Origin of the sequence: Vibrio sp. TMPB1044 (genome assembly GCF_030442075.1) — a bacterium.
Classification (GTDB): domain Bacteria; phylum Pseudomonadota; class Gammaproteobacteria; order Enterobacterales; family Vibrionaceae; genus Vibrio; species Vibrio satsumensis.
This window is the reverse complement of record NZ_JAUJED010000006.1, coordinates 67114-85572: the sequence shown is the minus strand read 5'-3', so window position 1 is coordinate 85572 and position 18459 is coordinate 67114. Positions and strand designations below refer to the sequence as shown.

Here is an 18459-nt window from a genome sequence, read left to right as displayed (position 1 = left end):
TCGGAGCCTTTGAGTGATGACGACTTTATCGAATTACAGTCGACCACTAATGAGGTCAAGGTGGCTGAGTTGATATCTCGTAGCGATTCTAAAGGTTCTTTGATTTCATCTAAAGTGAGCTCGAAAGAAGCAATCCCTGAAGAGAATGAGACCGCTTTTCTATCAGAACATATTTTATCGGGTGGTTGGAAATCTGAGGTTCAAGGTGGTAAAGCTCGTTGGGTTAATGTTCAAGAGAGCAACTCAAATACTCAACAAAGACCAGTGATCCTCAGTGCTGGGTCAGCCATTAGTGGTGTTGCGCAAAACTATACGCAAGGTATTTTTGCCAATGTGAAGGACCTTGATGAAAGTCGACGAGAGTCTTTTCATAAGCTTCAAGAGGGGGTATCAGTAAAGCAGCTCTCAGAGTTTAATATTATAAACGGGAAAGCTGAACGGCCTTTGGATAAACAGAATATCGCTTATGTCGCGTAGTGAATAAATCTGTCAAAAGCAGAGGTTTGTATTAAAAGACTAAGTTCAGGTTTAGTCTTTTTTTTTCTTTTGAGCTCAGTGAGCTTGATTGGTTAAGGTACGCCGAAGTATTGAACAGAGGTGTTCCCTTGTACATTGAAATTGAACCAGAACAGCGAGTGATTCCACAAATCACACTTAAGCGCAGGCGTAGCTCTAATGTAATTAAAAAGTCTGAGGTACGCCTTTTTCACGAAGCTCAGGCGTTGTTGATGGCGATAGAAGAGCAAACGCAAGAGCATCAAAAGATTCTTGAGAAACAAGTATTGCGGATGATTGAAGACAAAGAGCAGGCACTTAATGAATACGTGGAGAAAGCTTACGATAAGGTCATAGAAAGTTGGCTGCGTCAGCAGAGTGAGTGGTTTGAACATGCCCAACATCAACTGGCGGAATTGCTCAATGATCAACAAAACAACTTCAATCAAGTCAAGCAAGAACTCAAAAGATCGATTGCTACCTCGGTCAACTCACGTCTAACCAAATTGAATCAAAGTGACCATCTGATTGGTCACCTGGTTGAGTTGCTGCACGCTGAAATTGATGATGAAGCGAGAAACTTGTCGGTAAAAAAAATCACCCAAGAAGATGGCGTGGTTTTAACTATCGAGAATGAAGACAGTATTATTAGTATTAACACTGTTAGCCTCATTAATGAGTTGAGAGCGGGTTTGGACCAATTATGATAACTCGGTTCAAAGGTCGGTCGTTACTGTTCAACCCGAGCAGTGTCATTATTGCTTTGCTATTGCCTACCATTATTTTGGTGACTTTACCTGGCGGTATTATCGATGCATTTATTCTAGTCAGCTTTATCAGTTCCGCTTTGCTCTTGGTGATCATGTTAGAAAATGATGACCCTCTGAACGTCACTTTTTTGCCCACAGTGGTGCTACTACTGACTACGTTTCGCTTATTGCTTTCTATTGCAACTACCCGAAATATTATTGCCAACGAGGATGTTGGCGATGTAATTGAAACTGTTGGTGAGTTTGTGATGGGCGGTAATTTGATTTCCGGCCTACTTATTTTTGTCATTATCACCATTGTTCAGTTTTTAGTGGTTACTAAAGGCGGAGAGCGGGTTGCCGAAGTCGGTGCACGATTTTCTCTTGACGCACTACCCGGTAGACAGATGACAATTGATGGTGACTTGAAAAGTGGCCTCATTACTGGTGAGCAGGCGCAAAAATTACGTTCAGATCTTAGCACTGAAAATAAACTATTTGGTTCGCTTGACGGGGCTATGAAGTTTGTTAAAGGGGACTCTATCGCCGGGATCCTAATTAGTCTGGTTAACCTGTTTGGCGGTATTTATGTCGGCATCAATCAATTTGACTTATCGCTTTCAGAGAGTGTGAGTCGGTTTTCGGTTCTAACGATTGGTGATGGTCTTGTCTCTCAGATCCCGAGCTTGTTGCTCTCGATGGCATGTGGGGTTTACTTAACCCGAATTAAAGGCGCTGGAGAAGAGTCAAGTCCTTTTATTGAACAGTTAATGACTCAGATTGGCGTGTTCTGGAAAAGCCTATTGATCATCGGATTCGTCATCTTTGCGCTTGGCCTATCTAATAGCAACTTGTTGTATGTCTGTGCACCTCTCGCGCTGATGTGCGCGTTATTGGCTTTTTTATTATGGCGTAAGCAAGCCCAGCCTGCAGCCATAGCGGTATTTGAGCCGTTAGGTTCTGGTGTGTTTCAGTCGCTGAAATTTGTTATTCGCGAAGGTAACCATCAGCTTGTTATTCAGCGTAGAGTCGAAGATATTGAGCAAGTTTTGTGGGGGCAGTCTTTGGGGGCGCCTGCAGTAACTGTTAATGCCCAGCTCGATAATGATATTGAAGTCTATGTCTCCGGTATATGTATTTTCCGTTTTAGTCATGACGCTTCGCAGCCTGTAATTGAAGTGATGGAGGATGATGTTTTTGTCCGCCATCAAGATGTTGTATCAAATGTTTCGGCAATCGTTGATTACTTTCTACGAAAACGTTTAGTGGAAAAATATAACCTCCAATATACCAGCAATATCATAGAGGGGTTGGCGACGCAGAGTGAAGTGATGAAAAACGAAATCGACTCAGCGATTGGTTTGAATCGTGTTCATGATGTTTTGAAAGAGATGATCCGTTCATCTGAATTCTATTTGGATAGGATTAGCTTTTTTGAGGCGCTAATCTATTGGTCTCGTATTGAAAGCGAGCCTAAAAATTGGTTGATCCGCATTCGTAGCCAAGCGCGTTATGAGATTACATCACGCTTACTTCATAACCAAGATAAGCTGCATGTTGCTCTACTTGATCCCCCATTAACGGAATTGATTGAATCATTTGTTATGGGTGAGACGGAAGATGTAGATCGATTGATTGATATTCAACAAAGCTTGCGTAAAGAAGTGGTGCGTTTAACGACACAGTACGGATGTAAGCCTGTTTTAGTGGTTAATGATAGCGAGGTCAATCCGGTGAAATCCTTTTTCCAGCAGGTAATGTCAACAGTTGTGGTGTGTAGCCATGGCGATATTGCCGACTCTTCTTATGTTGCGACATCTGAGCCACTTCAGATTGCAAGTTAAGGGGACTTAAATGGAATCCACTGAACCTAAAAAATATCCGCCTACGGAAAAGAAATTACGCGATCTGAAAAAGAAAGGGCAGTTTCCCAAAACTGAACTGGCGGAGCCGACTTTAGAGTTGATTGTGTTTGCTGTGGTGCTAATTGGTGTCATTTTTCTACTCTTCGAAAACGCAGACCGTTGGATGGAAGAAATGCTTTACTCCGACGTTCGAGTTGGTTTTAAGTTGATGCTTTCATTGATTAGTGCAGTGATTGGGGGGTTGGTACTGGTCAAAATGATTATGGCGGTTATTGATTGGGTTGTTATTAATAAAAATGTTATCAACACCGAATCCTTGGGGTTAAAAATTGAAAAGCTTCACCCTGTCACTGGGTTCAAGAATATTTTTGGTATTGAGGCAATGTCACGCTCATTGCGTAAGGTCTTAGAGCTGCTTTTTCTTCTGTTTTTGCTCAAGTATGTTTTTGATATTGCAGGTGACGAACTTAATACACTCAAAGAGATCAACAATCGCAGTTTCTTTCTCTACAACTTGGTGTTCTGTCTATTGATGGTGTCACTGTTATTTTTTGTTTATGGGGTGAGTGTTGGTTGTGTCGATTTCTTAGTCGAGCGTTACCACTTTGAACGAAAAAACCGTATGACGTTCACTGAGATGAAGAATGAAATGAAAGAAACGGAAGGATCACCCGAAATAAAATCAGAACGCAAAAGAAAGATGCGCGAGGTTATGGAGGCTCCTATTACCAAAGGTAGAACACCGACATTTGCCTTGGCAAACCCAACTCATATTTTGGTCCCTGTCTGTTTTGAACCACATATTGATAAAGCTCCGGTTGTCTTAAAAATCAGTACGGACTTATTCGCTCAGGAAGAAAAAAAGCGTTTAAAGATGATGAACGTGCCGATTATTGAACACAAACCTTTGGCACGAGCCTTCTATCGCAAGATGAAGCACGGTGAAGATTTTATTCCTAAAGAATTCTATCGTGACGTGGCCATGATCCTATCTGCCCTTAAAAAGCATCAAAAGAATGAACAATCTAAATAAAATCAGCCTCTCGTTGGTCGGGGTGATCATGCTAAGCGCGTGCAGTAACCAGATTCGTGACGACAATTTAATACTCGATTATGATTGGAAACCCGATGTGTACAATTTGGTGATCGCTAATGTTGCCGATGCCGATAATTTGCGATTTTGGGTTCGGCGGGCCCCGGAATACGCAGAGGGATCGCCGCACCAAAGAGCCTGTGTTGAGGTTGCGCAACCGACAGAGGCAAATCGATTCTATATTGCTAACCTAAATACTTATGGTCTGACTGAAGTTAAAAGCTGTAGTGAAAATTATCTGGCGGTCAATAACCTAGTTGAACCAGAAAGAAGCCAGGCCTTTGATGGTGAGCAATGGCGAACAGTCTATGGTATTTCCAAAAGTGAACTCAATCATTCAAGTTTGTTACTTAAGTTTGAAAACTTGTTTCCCGTCAATGAGTTTAGTCTGACCAGAAAAGCGCGTAATTCTTTGATTGCTGTGTTAACGGAATTACAAAAGTGGCCAGTACAAAGCGTGACTATTTATGGAGTGGCTGATTCATCTGGCACTTATTCGACTAATCGAACGCTGGCGGACCAACGAGCGAAAGTGACTCGTGAATTTTTAATAGAAGAAGGATTGAGGTATGTCCCTGTGTATATCAGAGGTAGTGTTGAAAATGGTCTAGATACGGCGCAGCAGCGAGTCGGTCAAAGACGTTTCATGGTAGAGGTAAAGTTAAAAAAACATGAAAAATAGAAAGTTTTTTTTATTGATCAATGAATTTGTTCACTTGAATCACGGAGGTAGCCTTCACCTTGAAGGAGGCGATGCTTTAATTTGTCAATATAAAGAGCGGCAGATAAGAGTTGAGAATGGCGCTAGGCTTGGTTTACATGGGCAAATTGTGCTGGTGACAAAAATTAATCAGCAGTCATTGTCCGCTAACCTGTCGCTCAAGCTCAATGCCGATTTTCGCCTTACGGCGGACGGCTACATCGCCTGTATCACAGAGCAAGACTTTGATTTTATGCGCCATATTACGTTGCCGGAACATCCTCAGGAACTACTCCGTCTGTTAAATGAGTTTGTTGTTCAAACCACTATATTGGATGAAGAGATAAAACTACATGTGGTTGATTGAATTTGTAGACGGCCACCTCCACGGTGTATCGCTGCCATTGCAAACAACATTCTCTCTCATGGGCAACAAAGAGGTCAGGCGAGATAATCAACTTTCGGTGCCGGAATATCTTCCTAGTGATACGGAATTAGTTTTTAAAATAGAAGATCAAGCATGGTTCGTGAAAGGTTTTCGTCGCGGCGATAAGCTTAAAAAACTGGTGGCTAATAGAGTCTACAGCTTTAAAGGGTTGAGTTTTTTCTTATATCAAGAAGGAGAGAGGAGCCCGAAGTTACGTCGTTTTGGTTTTAGGCAGTATCAGCCCGTGGTGGCTTTTACTTTGCTCCTTAATGTTGCACTGGCGGCTACAGCATTGGCTTTTTTTTATAATCAGCAGCAGACGTTGATTGCAGGATATTTAAATATGTTGGGTTCTGGTTTTATTAAAGACGGCAAGTTAAACGTTTTTGATGAAGCAGCACTGCAGGCTCTTCCTGATTACTGGCAGGACAACCTTAGATTAGTAGAATCAAACCAATACCTTCGATTAACGCAACTCGATATTGAGCTAGTTTCTTCTCTGACAGGAAAATCGCTTGAGAGTCAGTTGGTATCTAAAGCTAGCAGAGATGAAGTTCAGGTTAATACCTATGAAGAAGAGAATCAGATAATGCTTCTGTTTGGGGAGTATGGATTAACGTTTTCTAAGGTGGGGGATAATTGGTTTGTGTCAGATCGGGTTAAAGCGGAGCAGTTATTGAAGAGTGCAGGGCTCGGCTCATTGACGGCGAACCTAAAAACGAAACTTGACCAAACCGAGGTCATTTCTAGTAGAGAATTCCCGTACTCAATTTTTTATTCAACCACTTCTGGTGGCTATATTTACGACCAAAAAGGGCGTTATTGGGAAGGTAGCACTGTCCCAAGCCTCGGGGTCATTCAATCGATAACGCGAGACAAAGTCGTATTCAAAAATACTCATAAAACTCGTGTGTACCTAATTCAACCATAGTAGGAAAATAGTATGTCAGAAATTCATATTGGAATGACGCGAGTTCCGAGCGTGCAAGACCAGGGCTCGGAACAAGCAAAAGCCATCGTTGAAAACAGCCCACTGGTTCAGCGAGTAGTCAACGCAAGCCGGGATACAAGTTCGTCACAATATCTCTTTACTCCTGGGTTTTCCGATCCACTAGACCTTATTGATCAACTATTATCCAAGTACATTGAGGATCAAACCGCTAAAGCGGATGAGACAGCTCAAACAATAGAGACACAATCGAGTGCTATTGCTGAAATTAACCGGTTATGGGGATTAATCATGGCAGAAACACTCCCGAATACCGATCCTTCAAATAATGATGAGACGGGTCTAAAAAATGTAAAAATATCATCAAATCCAGATGTTTATGCTCTGGATGAAATTGATAGGCTTATCAAGAAGGATTTAAATGACGGGCAAGGAATCGCAGCAATTACAGGTAAGGAGCTCAGTGCGACAAAAGGTATGAAGGTCTCTTATGGAACCTTACAAGAATACAATGCTACGATGACAGCGTACTGTGACACGATTCAGGTTGACCTAGATACACAGCAGCAGGAGTTTAAAAATATTATGACGGAAATATCATCGGCTCAAGAAGAGATACGTGATGTGCGCCGTGCGATTGTGGCGATTACACAGGGGTAAATAATGAAAGTTGCAATTGATGTTGTGGTTGGACACACCACGATGACTCTGGATGAACTTAATCAGTTACATAAAGGTCAGATTAAACCCGTAGCGGACTTTATCCAGTCTGAAGTCATGCTTAAAAGTGGTAATGAGCTGATTGCAACAGGAACACTCGTCAAAGTTGACGAGCAGTTTTGTGTAGCAATTGACGAAATTAACGTAACAGCACAACTAAGCTAAATCATTAATAACCAAAGATAAAAATTTGAACCGTCCTTTTTATGAGTTTTTGAGGTTTTTTGATATTTTTATTTTTACTGGTTTTTTGTGTTTTATAAATTCACGGGTTTTTCACGGCGTTTTTATCATTTTTTTTCCAAATTAATACATTATCTCTATCGTTAATTTACTCATAAAATAGTACGCGGTTCTAACATTAGACACTGAATCAGCATATTAGGGTGGAGTGACGTCAGCGATCCAGACGAGTTGGTGCTTTATCGTCTTGTTTGGGTTAATAAAATAGAACAAGAATAATCAGTGTATATAGGGGTGAATGATGGAAAGAAATTACGTATTGGGAAATCAGGTGATTTTTGACATTTTAAAACGTGAGGTTGTTGCCTGTGATCACGTTGTGAATTTGGGGGGGCGGGAAGCTGCAATTCTCAAATTACTGTGTGAACGAAGTAATCAAGTATTAAGCAAAGATGAGATTCATGAGCAGGTTTGGGGAAGGGTTTTGGTGAGTGAAACGTCTCTGACCAAAGCAATTTCCAATTTACGTAAATCGCTAGCCTTATTTAGTGATCTGGCTTGCGAGATAAAAACCGTACCGAAAGAGGGTTATATGTTGATTCTTGATGATGAGGCCGTAGCCCAATTATCGTCCGAAGATATACCGACCTTGGCGATTAAAAGTATCGTTAGTAGCACTAAACCGGTTATCAATTCTTCTTATCTTAACTCTGTTTCTGAGCCTATCAGTTCCCCTGTTAAGGGGACATTTTGGTTTACAATGGTTTTTTCTGCTTCTTTATTAGCCTCGGTTCTGACGACTGGAATTCTGCTTTTTATGAGATGAACTCTCTGCGTCTTGGGATAGCAATGGCGTTTGTCGTTGCTGTTCTCCTACCTACACGCTAGATAGTTCAGTGTTTTTACGAATCAAGGTGATTTGAATAAAAACAGTTCATGTAATATCCAATGGACGTATTTATTCCGATATTATCATTTTTATTAATTACAATAATGTCCTGTTTCGTGCATAGATAAACTTGTTCGGTTAAAACTAACAGGTAAGTTTATGTACTCTACATCATTAATGTCTGTTTATTCTCGATCCAGTGGAACGGAAGTAGATCCAGTCCAGCAAGGTCTCTTGTTTACTCCCGTAAAGCGTCGAGAGATTGAAGCAAAACATTTTATTGATTTGACGAGTGTCGATGACCACCATGGTTTAAAAATGATGCTGTCGCTCAGAAAAGGTAAACTCGTCTTAATTACGGGTAAGAACAAAGGCTTATTACGTGAGTTCTTGCATCAACGAAGCTTTTCTAAGCCTAACTACTACCAAGCAGAGGTCAGAACGCCCGATGCTCACTTTAGTCGTTTGTGGGTTGGCCACGATAATAAGCTTCATGCTTGTTACAGAGACACAAAAACAGGTAATGAACGTCACTGCATTTTAAAGCTCATCGGTGAATTTACCGAGAACCTGCGGGCAGAGGGAGCTGGCTTCAATGTGCGAGTCGATAAAACACCTGCTCAGGCTGACGTCAAAGACACGCCTACTGAATCTTGCTCGGTAATAATGTTAAAGGGTGAAACACCTACGAAAGTAATCCTAGCTAGCCCAAGAGAACTTGTGATAGGTGAAGAGGAAAGCGTGAAGCTTGATTTACGCCTGTCTTCCAATGAATATATTACCAGCATAAAACCTTGCGGTTCAACGCTTCAAGTGGTGATCGAAAGTGCTACTAAAGTGTCCAAGGTAAGATATGTTGATGCGCAGCATCTGACTTTACAAAAAGGGGACAATAGTTTATCTCCCATAGTGTCCGACAGCCCTCCTATCGCTTTTGCGCATTTTAACGTCAATAACAGTAACCATTTTGCAAATGCCAACCCTTTTATAGATCACAAAATTAAGCATATTGGAAATCAATATGTGCCTTTATCGGGTTGGATTGACAGTATAAAGCATCGGTTGTCTCGTGGTCATGAAAAGTGGAATCGCGGAAGAAAAATTGATGCGGTAAAGTCGTTCGCTAAAGTCGTTGATCCTGGCCTACAAACTTCAGTTCATTGGGTAAAGGATAAGATAGAACGCCAGAAAGTTTCTCCTGTAATCATGTCCGTTGAGAAACGAATTTCCCATGAACTAAGTCAGCAAGAGTACCTGCAGTCAAAATGGGAGCAAGGGATATCACTCAACCAGATTATCAGTAGTTCAGCTAGGGTGTATAAGAAAACGGATCAGGAAATGCGGATTGCCATGGCGGTACAAGCTGGTTCTGATAGGTCATCGACAGTAGGTGTTGAACCGGCTAAGCAGGGGGTAGCTAAGCAATTATCCAACAGTGCCACCATCTTAGATCAGTTAGTGTTAGGTTTTAAACGCGAGCATGGCTCTTATGATAAACACCTAAAACAACGAATCATTTTATTGCAGCAACGAATGGATGATTTACTCGGCCACCCTTCATCTGGTGTGTTGTTTGACCTCACTCAGTTTGCATCAATACAAATGTCATTGACTGCTTTATCTGAAGCTAAATCAACGCCTTTTACCCTGCAAGATCTTGACCTGTATCTACCTTATATTGAGCGCACATTGACCAATGCACGTCTTTATTTAGCGACTCAGGTGAGCGAACAGTTTAAACAGGGTAAAGCGCAATCAAATCAAACATTGGCTAATAAGTTATTCACTGAAAATCATGGTGAATGTAATCAGGCTGTTTTACGAGGTCTTGCATCGATGAAGGCACTGCGGAGTGCCCATAAATCGGGTGTTAGATTAGCTGAGTCTATGGGCAATACCCATAGTGGTTTGGGAAAAATTTGGAATGATTGGATGGGGCGGCAAACTCCAGCACATCAGATCACTGAGCAGATCAGCGATCGAGTGAGTACTTTACCTCAAGGCGATGCTTTGACTCTAAGTGCCCATTATGGGGTGAGTGGTTTTGCGGGGGTAGCTCATTTCGGGTTACCGTTTTCTGGGGGATATTTCGCCGGGGTGGTCGCCAACTATGAGAAGCATTACGACTGTAAGCTGCTCTCTTTGGAGGGGAATACAACTCAAATTCAATTCGTGCGCAAGGGTGAAAAAGGCGCAAGTGCTATCGTTGGGACTGGTGGAGGCTTAGAAGATCTAACCAAATTAGTCAGATATCGTAATGGCTCTTTAGTCACCCTTATGCCGTTTGAAGCGACTTTAGCGTTAACGGCAATGAAAGACAGTCAGCAGAGCTTTGCTTTTGATGTGAGTAATAATGATTTGCAGAAAACTCTTGGGTATCTATTTAGAACAGAGGATTGGCAGCAGGGCCTTGAAACTGAGTTTAATAAGGCTCAGTTTTCCAGTAGTGATTCATCAATAGCTAAGGTGAGTGGTTCCGCAAATAGCCAATTCAGATTTCAACTGGGCATTGATGCTTCTCCTAGTCTTTCAATGGTGATGCCTCGAACGTATGTTAAAGCCGGTATTGACATCGAATTGAGTAGACAACAAGCCAGGGAGTTTAAGCTAGGGGAACAAACTAGTGCCACACAAAGCGTGGATTATTTTGTCAGTGTGGATGCAGAAGCTAACAGTGGTGCGAGCGTGATGCTATTTCCGCTATCGTCTACCCATGCATTTCCAATAGCCATTGATGAAAAGACGTTTGTGTCTGTTAAGCCATTTGGTGATGGATTAACTGCGCATTACCCCACAAAACATCAAACAACGGAAACGATTAGTAAGCTCAGCCAACAGTCAAAGCCAGCCAGTTCAGATATCACTTCTCAACAGCTTGAGCTGCTATGTACTGTGATAGAAAATTTCAAGCGATGTACTGAAAAGCATCCTGAATGGGATATCGCAACGCAAAACCTCGCTAAATCACAACTTATGACTTTGTTTAATGCAAGGCAAAGTGGTTCTCATCAAGTTATCAAAACTATTGCTGCAGAGAATATACAACATTTAAAAGTATCGTATGAGCAAAAGATCAGCTGGAGTTCTCGTTGGGCGGATAACATGCGCCGAGCTTTTCATATCACGCCCAAACATTCTGCGTCTCTTGGTCAGTTAATGGAGGCTTATCCATCCGGGGTGAAGATGCTGAGAGCTTTACGTGCATCAAGCCAAAGTCAGAGCCAAATGCTAAATGTGGACAAAGCATCTTCGGTAACAGCTGTAGCGAAATATCAGATGCCCATAAGTGTGTTAATTGATCAGTTTAAACAAACCCTTGAGCAGCTTGACGATGTGCAAGACAGTAAAAGCGTCAGGGTGATTTTTAAATCCTTGAATCAACAGTTGAATAGAAAAGGTGAGACTGGGCGGAGTCTTTATAAGTTGAGTAAAATAGAGTGTATGCGAGCGTCTTCGTTGAGTCGTCATCCCGCTGGAATTTTACCCATGGTTAAAGTTAAAAAACTCAGTCAGGTAATGCTTAATGAGTCTTTAGGTGACATTAACTTCTTGTATTCAGAGGAGGGTCAACCTGAAGTCATCAATCGTCTTGATGGCTCTTTATATAGTGTACCAAGTTAATATCCAGAAGAGTCTTGGGTGGTAAAAGCTGACCTTTTTTGAGTGTGCATGATAAGGGTAATTATCAGGAATTTTCACTGTGTGGTGACAGGTTGTTTAGTGATAATACGCTCAACACATCACATAATGGAAACAAGCAATGTCCAATTTAAGCACAGGTTATATTTCAGGCGTTTTCGGTGGCCTTATCGATAATGCAGACGACAAAGTGTCGACTTTTATTACAGACCATACAGGTACTACAGCTAGCGACGGTACTTTTACGAAAGATCCTACTGGAACACTAGTCTTAAGTGCGTCCGAGTCACTTGAGCTTCAGCAGTTGATGGCCGATCAGAGCATCGCCGCTCAAACATCGACGTCAACACTAAAATCCGTCAAAGATTCAATTTCAGCTTCTGCACGAAATATTTAATAACGTCGGGGTCATTTGACCCTGCTACTTTTAGCTGTAAGTGAGCCCAGTTTATGATTCAGTTGCTTAGTCCAGATAATGCATTTTCTGGTGCAAACCTGATCGTTTTGTTGACGCTGGCGTTGTTGTCAACGGTATTTTTTATCTGCTTTTCTGGTTTTGTTAAATACAACATTGTGCTCAACATTATTAAAAATGCGGTTGGGACTCAGCAGATACCACCTACGATCGTTGTCAACTTGCTTGCAGCGCTAATGGCGCTGAATAGTTTATGGCCAGTTATTAAGCCCGGTATTGAGCGCGTAAAGCCCTATTTTTCTGAACAGAAGAAAGAGACTCTTGGTTTGCCATTGGATCTGACATTGGAAGAAGAGCAGCCCAAAGATATTACGATGTATTATTTAGCCAGTAACATCTTTGATTTTTTCCCCGAATTGTTGGATCGAGCTGAGACTAAGACGAATCAATTGACAAGTATGATCGATATTCCACTTCATTTTGATGAGGATAACGATACGTTTAAGTTTTTTCTAGGCAATCTGATTCTTGACCTATATCAGGGTTTTGAACTGGGACTTAAATTGTACATGGTGTTTGTCAGCATCGACTTTTTGATTGCGGTGATTTTGAGTGGTGTTGGTATGACGATGTTGTCACCTACCGTAATTTCAACACCCGTGAAATTGGCGGTTTTCTACTTCTCGGATAGCTGGACTTTATTGTTCAGAGCTCTTGGCTAATATGGGGGAATTATTATTTCCCAATTGGATGCTGTTTGCTGGTTTTTTCCTTTTTTTAAAAATTTATAACCCGACTAGGCTTTATTTAGACAACATTACCTGTCTTGCGATCGCCGCAGCAATAGCGATTTTTGTTGATTCTAGTCAACTCGACCAGATCCCGACATTTGGTTGGGTGATAACGGCGGTGATTTTTGCGATGTTCTCCTCTGTTCCTTACTGGCTTAGTGGAACCGTAGGCAGCGTTATTCAACAGTTATTACTACTTAACGAGCAGTCGGTTCAGGACAAACGCTTTACGGATGAATCGGAGGCGTTGGCAAAAATAAGTAGCTTAACTTTCTTAGTTTATGCGTTGCAAAGCGGTACTTTGTTTCGCCCGATCATTGACGTGATAGCGCACAGTAATGAGACAAATCTCAATCTAGATTTTGAGTCCTTGTTCTTCCTCATCACGGATAGTTTGAAGATGATGGTAATTGTAGCAGGCAAGTACATCATTATTATGCTCGCGATTACAGTCTGTTGCGGTTACGTCGATCTGTTTTTCAAAAAAGCATCCTTATCACTTTTTGTTACACCAAACATTAAAGCGATCGTGGTGATTATTTTACTTAACCTCTGGTTGCTGAACGACCAGTTTTATGTTTTCAAGCAAATGATGCAAAAGGTAGGCTATGGCTAGAGTTGAAATGATAAATACCACTTATATTGCTGGACTATCAGAAACTCAATCTGATTTCGAATTAGTGGCTCAGCAGGTAGATAAAAATAAGCAAGCTCTAGGTGAAGCTTCTTCTGGTGAGGATAATGTTGTTACTGAGCAGGATGTTGTCGATATGGTGATTGAACAAACTGTGATTAACGAAACTATTCGCCGCATGAAAGCAGATCAACAACGTCTAGAAGAGATTATTGATGAAGTATAAACGACTACTGTGCCTAATCTTTTTGTCGACACTGGTTCGAGCTGAAGTGTTGATTAAACAGCAGGACATTAATTTGCAAGGTGCGCTCAAAGCCATAGCTAAAGAGATGCAAGTTAAGCTGGTTGAAGATGTAGACAACAAAACTGAACGTCAGTTGATTACTCAGACATTATCAGGGAATGGAGCGGATCTGTTAAGCCAGTTATCAGAAGTATATGACTTTGACTGGTATGTTTACGGCGGTACTCTCACGGTTCAGTCGGGTCAAGCTTATATCAATTATGCTTATAAACCGCGTAACATCGCACCGAAAACCTTGTTAAAAGAGCTCCAACAAACCTTCAAAATAAGCACGACAACTAAGATGAAGTTAGTTGAACGCGGTAATTCTATCTTGTTTTCTGGTACTCGAAAGTTTGTCAATGATGCGGTCGGTTACGCGACTATGGTGGATAAGAACCAGTTTCTTGAGAATGGTAATGACCTTGAACTGGCAAGAATCAATTTCCATTACCTCTCTGTGGTTGATCGACAAATTGATACTTTTGACGGCAACATTGTCTTCCCCGGTGCTACTTCTTTGATTTCAGCGGCGATCATAAACATTGGGCAATTCCAAAATGTTAACGACGATGAAATTATTCAAAGAGCCTACAAAGTAAAGCTGAGTGATGGGGATAAACAACAGCTAGATGAAGAAGAGAAAACTTCCAAAGTACAGCCTTTACCAGGCTCTAATGCACTACTTATCCGTGGGACTCCAGCTGAAGTTAAGCTAGCGAAACGAATTGCAGCTCTGATCGATATTAAGCGTCAGCAATTATTATTTTCACTCAAAGTGTACGACATCGCAGTATCTAGAAGTGAAAACCTAGGAATAGACAGCTCTTGGTTAAATGGCAGTCGTGGTGTATACGACATAGTGGTGCCCCCGTTTACGCAAACTAAGGATTTTCTACAAAATTTTCAGGCTTTGTCGTCGAATGGGGTTGCGCGCGGTATTTATGAGACCAATTTATTGATTCTGGAAAATCAGCAGGGTCATTTTGGTAAAAAAGATACGGCAACGATTACTTTGATATCAGAGAAACAAGTTCAGACTCAAGAGATTGAGGCTGACAATAGCCTCTATGTCACTGGTCGTTTGCTTCCCTCTGGCGATGTCCAAGCCAAAGTCGAATATATTGAAGAATCTTTGGATGATGACGAGGATGAGGGAGGCGGGACGTCAAAACCGCCGAGAGTTAGCTCTCAGTCATTGCAGTCAGAAGTGTATATCCAACCTCAGCAAACCGTTATTTTGGGAGGCTTTGACAATACAGTAACCCAACAAACTGTCACCGGTGTCCCCGTTCTTTCTAGTATTCCGCTTTTAGGTGAGTTGTTTAAAAATACTAACGAAACTAAGAGAAAATATAAACGCTACGTATCGATCTCTTTTAAGGTGATTAACTAATGTTGACGCACTTTTTTAAGGTCAAGGAGTCCTATCAAGATACGGTTATTTGTCATGTTTCTGTCGATACCTTTGTTGGTCAGGAGTGTTTTATCGATACGGTTACGATGGAGCGTATTCGGGGAGAAGTGATGAAAGTTGCCGGATCGCGAGTTGAGATAAAGCTTCTTCAGCCCGGAGCTGTCCAGCGTGGCGGTCGAGTTGAAATTACGCCGCGTCGTTTCTGCTTCCCATTAAATGAAAATGCCTTGGTTGGGAAAGTGATTAACTGCTATGGCGAATCGATTTATGGCGATAACTATCTCAATCAAGAAGGTCAGTTTCATGATCTACCAATTGCTGTAGAGCCGATACCTCTAAATGTTCGCGCGCCGATTGAAACCGTTTTTCCAACCAAACTCAAAATTATTGATGGACTTTTTACCATTGGAGAGGGGCAACGTGTTGGTTTGTTTGCACCAGCAGGAGCCGGAAAGACGACTACGGTATCTATTATGGCGAACAATATGGATGCTGATGTCGTGATTTTCGCCATGATTGGCGAACGAGCTCGTGAAGTCGTTGAGTTCCTTGAAGGTGAAATTGGCCCTGAAGTCATTCAGAAATCGATCACTATAGTATCGACCTCGGAAGCTAATCCTTTGGAGAAGGTACGTTCAGGGTTAGTCGCCGTCTCTATTGCTCGTCATTATATGGAGCAGGGCAAGAAGGTAGTGTTGTATTTTGACTCACTGACTCGTTTTGCTCGCGCTCAAGCGATGCTGGATAACACGCCGATCAAAGGGGGAATCCCGATAGGCGTTTCCCTCGCTTTGTCTCGCTTGGTGGAAAGCTGTGGCAACTCTAAGTTTGGCTCTGTAACCGGAATCTTCACGGTATTGATTGAAAAGGAAATTGATGATGACCCAATCGCGCATGAAGTGAAGTCTCTGATTGATGGTCATTTGGTTTATTCGACGACAATAGCATCAACTGGCCGTTACCCTGCTATCGATGTTTTAAAAAGTAAAAGTCGTTTGCAGAATAAAGTTCAGAGCCATGAGTTCGTAAGGTTATCGGAACGGGTAAAAGACATGGTTTATCGCTACTTCAATGTTGAGTTGTTGATTCGAGTTGGAGAGTACGAAAAAGGAAATGACTTAGAAACCGATGAGGCGATAGATCGTTATCCGCACATTATGTCTTTCTTAAAGCAAGGGTTCGATGGAGTGGAATATGAGCAAACCCTCGAAGCGATGGAAGGAATTTGGACAGCTTATTGATATTGTTGATATTCGTATTGGTAAACAGCAAAGAAAGCTCGTTAACCTGAGGAAGCAGTATCAGGAATTGGTCAATTTCATTGAAGAGAAGTGGCAAGAAATTGAGGAGCAACAGCGTTATTTGAAGTGTCTTAATGTCGTTGGTGAATCTAACGCCCTTAGTCGGTTGTTTATGCGCCGAGAAAGTACCAAATCAGCGATAGAGTCTTTGTTCTTTGATGCCTCGATAAAGCGTCAGAATGCACAAGAACTGGCGCATCAAATAACAGATGTTGAAGCGGAAAAGCGAAGATTAGAAAAGCGAAAGGACGCGCTCGCCGAACTTCGCGAGCAGATGAGGTATGAAAAGCATGATTAACTTATTTATCAGTGAGGTGACTCGTACGACACTCAATACTGGTGAAGGATTCGAGTTGGATCAACACCTCACTGATTTACGCGAACCTGATTTAGATACACTTCTGCTTTTTGACGATAAAGAGTTAGAAACTGAGATTAAAGTTGAGCTTCTGATAGCAAAAGGAATCCCCCAAACGAATGTTTTTGGTGGCCTTTGTATTAAGGAATCCAAGCAGAGCTATGAGAATAAGAGGGAGCAACATGTCGTTGAAAGCAAAGCCGCAATTGATCCTTTGGTTATCGTCAAGCGAGATTCTGATGGTCACTCTGGATTAGGTCTAGCAGGAACGCTGCAATATGGTCAGCCAATGTTGAACAGGGTAACGTTACAAAAAGTGAGTTTATCGCTGGATGCCAAGGTCGTGCATGCATTGTTAAATACAATGCCAATGGTTGCTGATTTAGATAAAGCCTTCATGGGACAACTATCAAATTTAAGAGGGCGAGAATATCATCCTGTTACTCAGGTTTCATCAGAGGTGACCCTAGCTCCTCCTCTTCATCAACGAGAACGGAGTCATGGCGCTGTTGTTATGACGGGTAATGTCGAACCTAATGTGACTAGTCGATTCGGAATGCCCCAAGCAACTAGGTCTATCGGCCAGCGTGAAATGAGTAATAGCTCTGTCGCTAAGATTGGTACTACCGAGCCAGACGTGACCGGTAATTCAAAGGAAAGAACTACTCTGCCCGAGTTTAGGTCTCTCGATGACCGAGACCGAAGTAGCAGCACTGTTGCGAAGACAGATCCTATTGTTCTAGATGAGACCTGGCGAACTAGAGCGGTCATGGCTCCCCCCGAACCTAGGTATTCCAAGGAGCAAGGTCTGAATAATAGTTTTTCGGGTAAAGCAGTGCCTACAATGTCTGATGTGCCAAATCGAACAGGGACGCTATCGCCTCTCTTTACTCCGTCGGGGCGACATACATTTGGTTTGGAGCTGAGTGGTCGAGTCACTTCGCAGAGCTCAACTCTGGTTCAACGGGGTGCTGTCTCGTCTGAATTGGTCAATCAAGTCGCACTCACTACCGTGAGCTCTGAGGAAGGGAAAGCCAGCCACGATATTTTCCATAGGGAGGTGGTAAAAACCAATACAGACAGAGGAGGATTGACTGTCCCGTCATCGCTTGCGTTACAAACACTAGTACCAGTAGAGAAAACAACGAGAACGCACTTCGAGATCGCACCAGAAATGTTCTGGCAATACCCTCTGGTCAATAGTTATCGAGTTCTGTTTCGTAATAAATATTATCTATTTGAATTTGACGAGCACCAAGTGACTAGTTTTCTAGAGGATGTTTATGACCGTACTTGATGTGACCGCAGCCTGTTTGGACATAGTGAAAGATGCGATCATTATATTTTCGTTGAGTTTTGTGATAACTGGCGTGGTTGTTGGTCTGCTTCAAACGGTGTTTAGCGTCCAGGACCCCGGTTTACCTATGGCGGCAAAGTTGGTTGTTTTCATCATCTTGCTCACTCAGGTTGGAGGCAACATTTATGACCAGTTTCATTTGTTGTTCCGGCAGCTATAGCCATTATTTACATCAAGTTCAAATATTGTAA

The 18459-nt window shown here is 42.0% G+C and carries 19 protein-coding genes and 1 pseudogene; all 20 read left to right on the top strand.

Annotated features, from left to right (window positions below; all coding sequences use genetic code 11):
* Positions 1–477: pseudogene (locus QQ041_RS03275) on the top strand (hypothetical protein); the annotation flags it as partial.
* A gap of 128 nt (positions 478–605) precedes the next feature.
* Positions 606–1202, top strand: a complete 597-nt coding sequence (locus QQ041_RS03270; RefSeq protein WP_017107719.1) for a hypothetical protein — start codon at positions 606–608, stop codon at positions 1200–1202.
* Positions 1199–3088 (top strand): FHIPEP family type III secretion protein, encoded by a 1890-nt coding sequence (locus QQ041_RS03265; protein WP_285953120.1) that lies wholly within the window; start codon positions 1199–1201, stop codon positions 3086–3088. Before QQ041_RS03270 ends, QQ041_RS03265 begins: the two co-directional genes overlap by 4 nt.
* A 10-nt stretch (positions 3089–3098) precedes the next feature.
* The gene (locus QQ041_RS03260) at positions 3099–4142 is read left to right on the top strand and encodes an EscU/YscU/HrcU family type III secretion system export apparatus switch protein (RefSeq protein WP_285953119.1); all 1044 of its coding nucleotides are present in this window, start codon (positions 3099–3101) and stop codon (positions 4140–4142) included.
* Complete coding sequence (locus QQ041_RS03255) at positions 4126–4884, top strand: OmpA family protein (protein ID WP_285953118.1); 759 nt, start codon at positions 4126–4128, stop codon at positions 4882–4884. The genes QQ041_RS03260 and QQ041_RS03255 overlap by 17 nt, the downstream gene beginning before the upstream one ends.
* Positions 4874–5269: a hypothetical protein gene (locus QQ041_RS03250; RefSeq protein WP_017107715.1), complete on the top strand. Its 396-nt coding sequence runs from the start codon at positions 4874–4876 to the stop codon at positions 5267–5269. The genes QQ041_RS03255 and QQ041_RS03250 overlap by 11 nt, the downstream gene beginning before the upstream one ends.
* The gene (locus tag QQ041_RS03245) at positions 5256–6260 is read left to right on the top strand and encodes a hypothetical protein (RefSeq protein ID WP_285953117.1); all 1005 of its coding nucleotides are present in this window, start codon (positions 5256–5258) and stop codon (positions 6258–6260) included. The genes QQ041_RS03250 and QQ041_RS03245 overlap by 14 nt, the downstream gene beginning before the upstream one ends.
* A gap of 12 nt (positions 6261–6272) precedes the next feature.
* The gene (locus tag QQ041_RS03240; protein WP_285953116.1) at positions 6273–6938 is read left to right on the top strand and encodes a hypothetical protein; all 666 of its coding nucleotides are present in this window, start codon (positions 6273–6275) and stop codon (positions 6936–6938) included.
* A gap of 3 nt (positions 6939–6941) precedes the next feature.
* On the top strand, positions 6942–7163 hold the full coding sequence (locus QQ041_RS03235) for a FliM/FliN family flagellar motor C-terminal domain-containing protein (RefSeq protein ID WP_017107712.1): 222 nt from the start codon (positions 6942–6944) through the stop codon (positions 7161–7163).
* A 319-nt stretch (positions 7164–7482) separates the two neighbouring features.
* Entirely contained in the window at positions 7483–8007 is a 525-nt protein-coding gene (locus tag QQ041_RS03230; protein ID WP_019824566.1) for a winged helix-turn-helix domain-containing protein, read from the top strand.
* Between the two features lie 222 nt (positions 8008–8229).
* Entirely contained in the window at positions 8230–11691 is a 3462-nt protein-coding gene (locus tag QQ041_RS03225; RefSeq protein ID WP_285953115.1) for a hypothetical protein, read from the top strand.
* Between the two features lie 139 nt (positions 11692–11830).
* Positions 11831–12106: a hypothetical protein gene (locus tag QQ041_RS03220; RefSeq protein WP_019824564.1), complete on the top strand. Its 276-nt coding sequence runs from the start codon at positions 11831–11833 to the stop codon at positions 12104–12106.
* Between the two features lie 53 nt (positions 12107–12159).
* Positions 12160–12846, top strand: coding sequence for a flagellar type III secretion system pore protein FliP (locus tag QQ041_RS03215; protein ID WP_017107708.1), 687 nt, complete (start codon positions 12160–12162; stop codon positions 12844–12846).
* Between the two features lies 1 nt (position 12847).
* A complete protein-coding gene (locus QQ041_RS03210; protein WP_076670915.1) occupies positions 12848–13531 on the top strand; it encodes a type III secretion system apparatus protein VscT2 in 684 nt (227 codons plus the stop codon).
* The gene (locus tag QQ041_RS03205; RefSeq protein ID WP_065105931.1) at positions 13524–13775 is read left to right on the top strand and encodes a hypothetical protein; all 252 of its coding nucleotides are present in this window, start codon (positions 13524–13526) and stop codon (positions 13773–13775) included. Before QQ041_RS03210 ends, QQ041_RS03205 begins: the two co-directional genes overlap by 8 nt.
* The gene (locus QQ041_RS03200) at positions 13765–15231 is read left to right on the top strand and encodes a secretin N-terminal domain-containing protein (RefSeq protein ID WP_285953114.1); all 1467 of its coding nucleotides are present in this window, start codon (positions 13765–13767) and stop codon (positions 15229–15231) included. The genes QQ041_RS03205 and QQ041_RS03200 overlap by 11 nt, the downstream gene beginning before the upstream one ends.
* Positions 15231–16493, top strand: coding sequence for a type III secretion system ATPase VscN2 (gene vscN2, locus QQ041_RS03195; protein ID WP_019824560.1), 1263 nt, complete (start codon positions 15231–15233; stop codon positions 16491–16493). The genes QQ041_RS03200 and vscN2 overlap by 1 nt, the downstream gene beginning before the upstream one ends.
* Positions 16447–16851: a hypothetical protein gene (locus QQ041_RS03190; protein ID WP_285953113.1), complete on the top strand. Its 405-nt coding sequence runs from the start codon at positions 16447–16449 to the stop codon at positions 16849–16851. The genes vscN2 and QQ041_RS03190 overlap by 47 nt, the downstream gene beginning before the upstream one ends.
* Complete coding sequence (locus QQ041_RS03185) at positions 16835–18208, top strand: hypothetical protein (protein ID WP_285953112.1); 1374 nt, start codon at positions 16835–16837, stop codon at positions 18206–18208. Before QQ041_RS03190 ends, QQ041_RS03185 begins: the two co-directional genes overlap by 17 nt.
* Entirely contained in the window at positions 18195–18428 is a 234-nt protein-coding gene (locus QQ041_RS03180) for a flagellar biosynthetic protein FliQ (RefSeq protein ID WP_017107701.1), read from the top strand. The genes QQ041_RS03185 and QQ041_RS03180 overlap by 14 nt, the downstream gene beginning before the upstream one ends.
* The last annotated feature ends 31 nt before the right edge of the window (positions 18429–18459 follow it).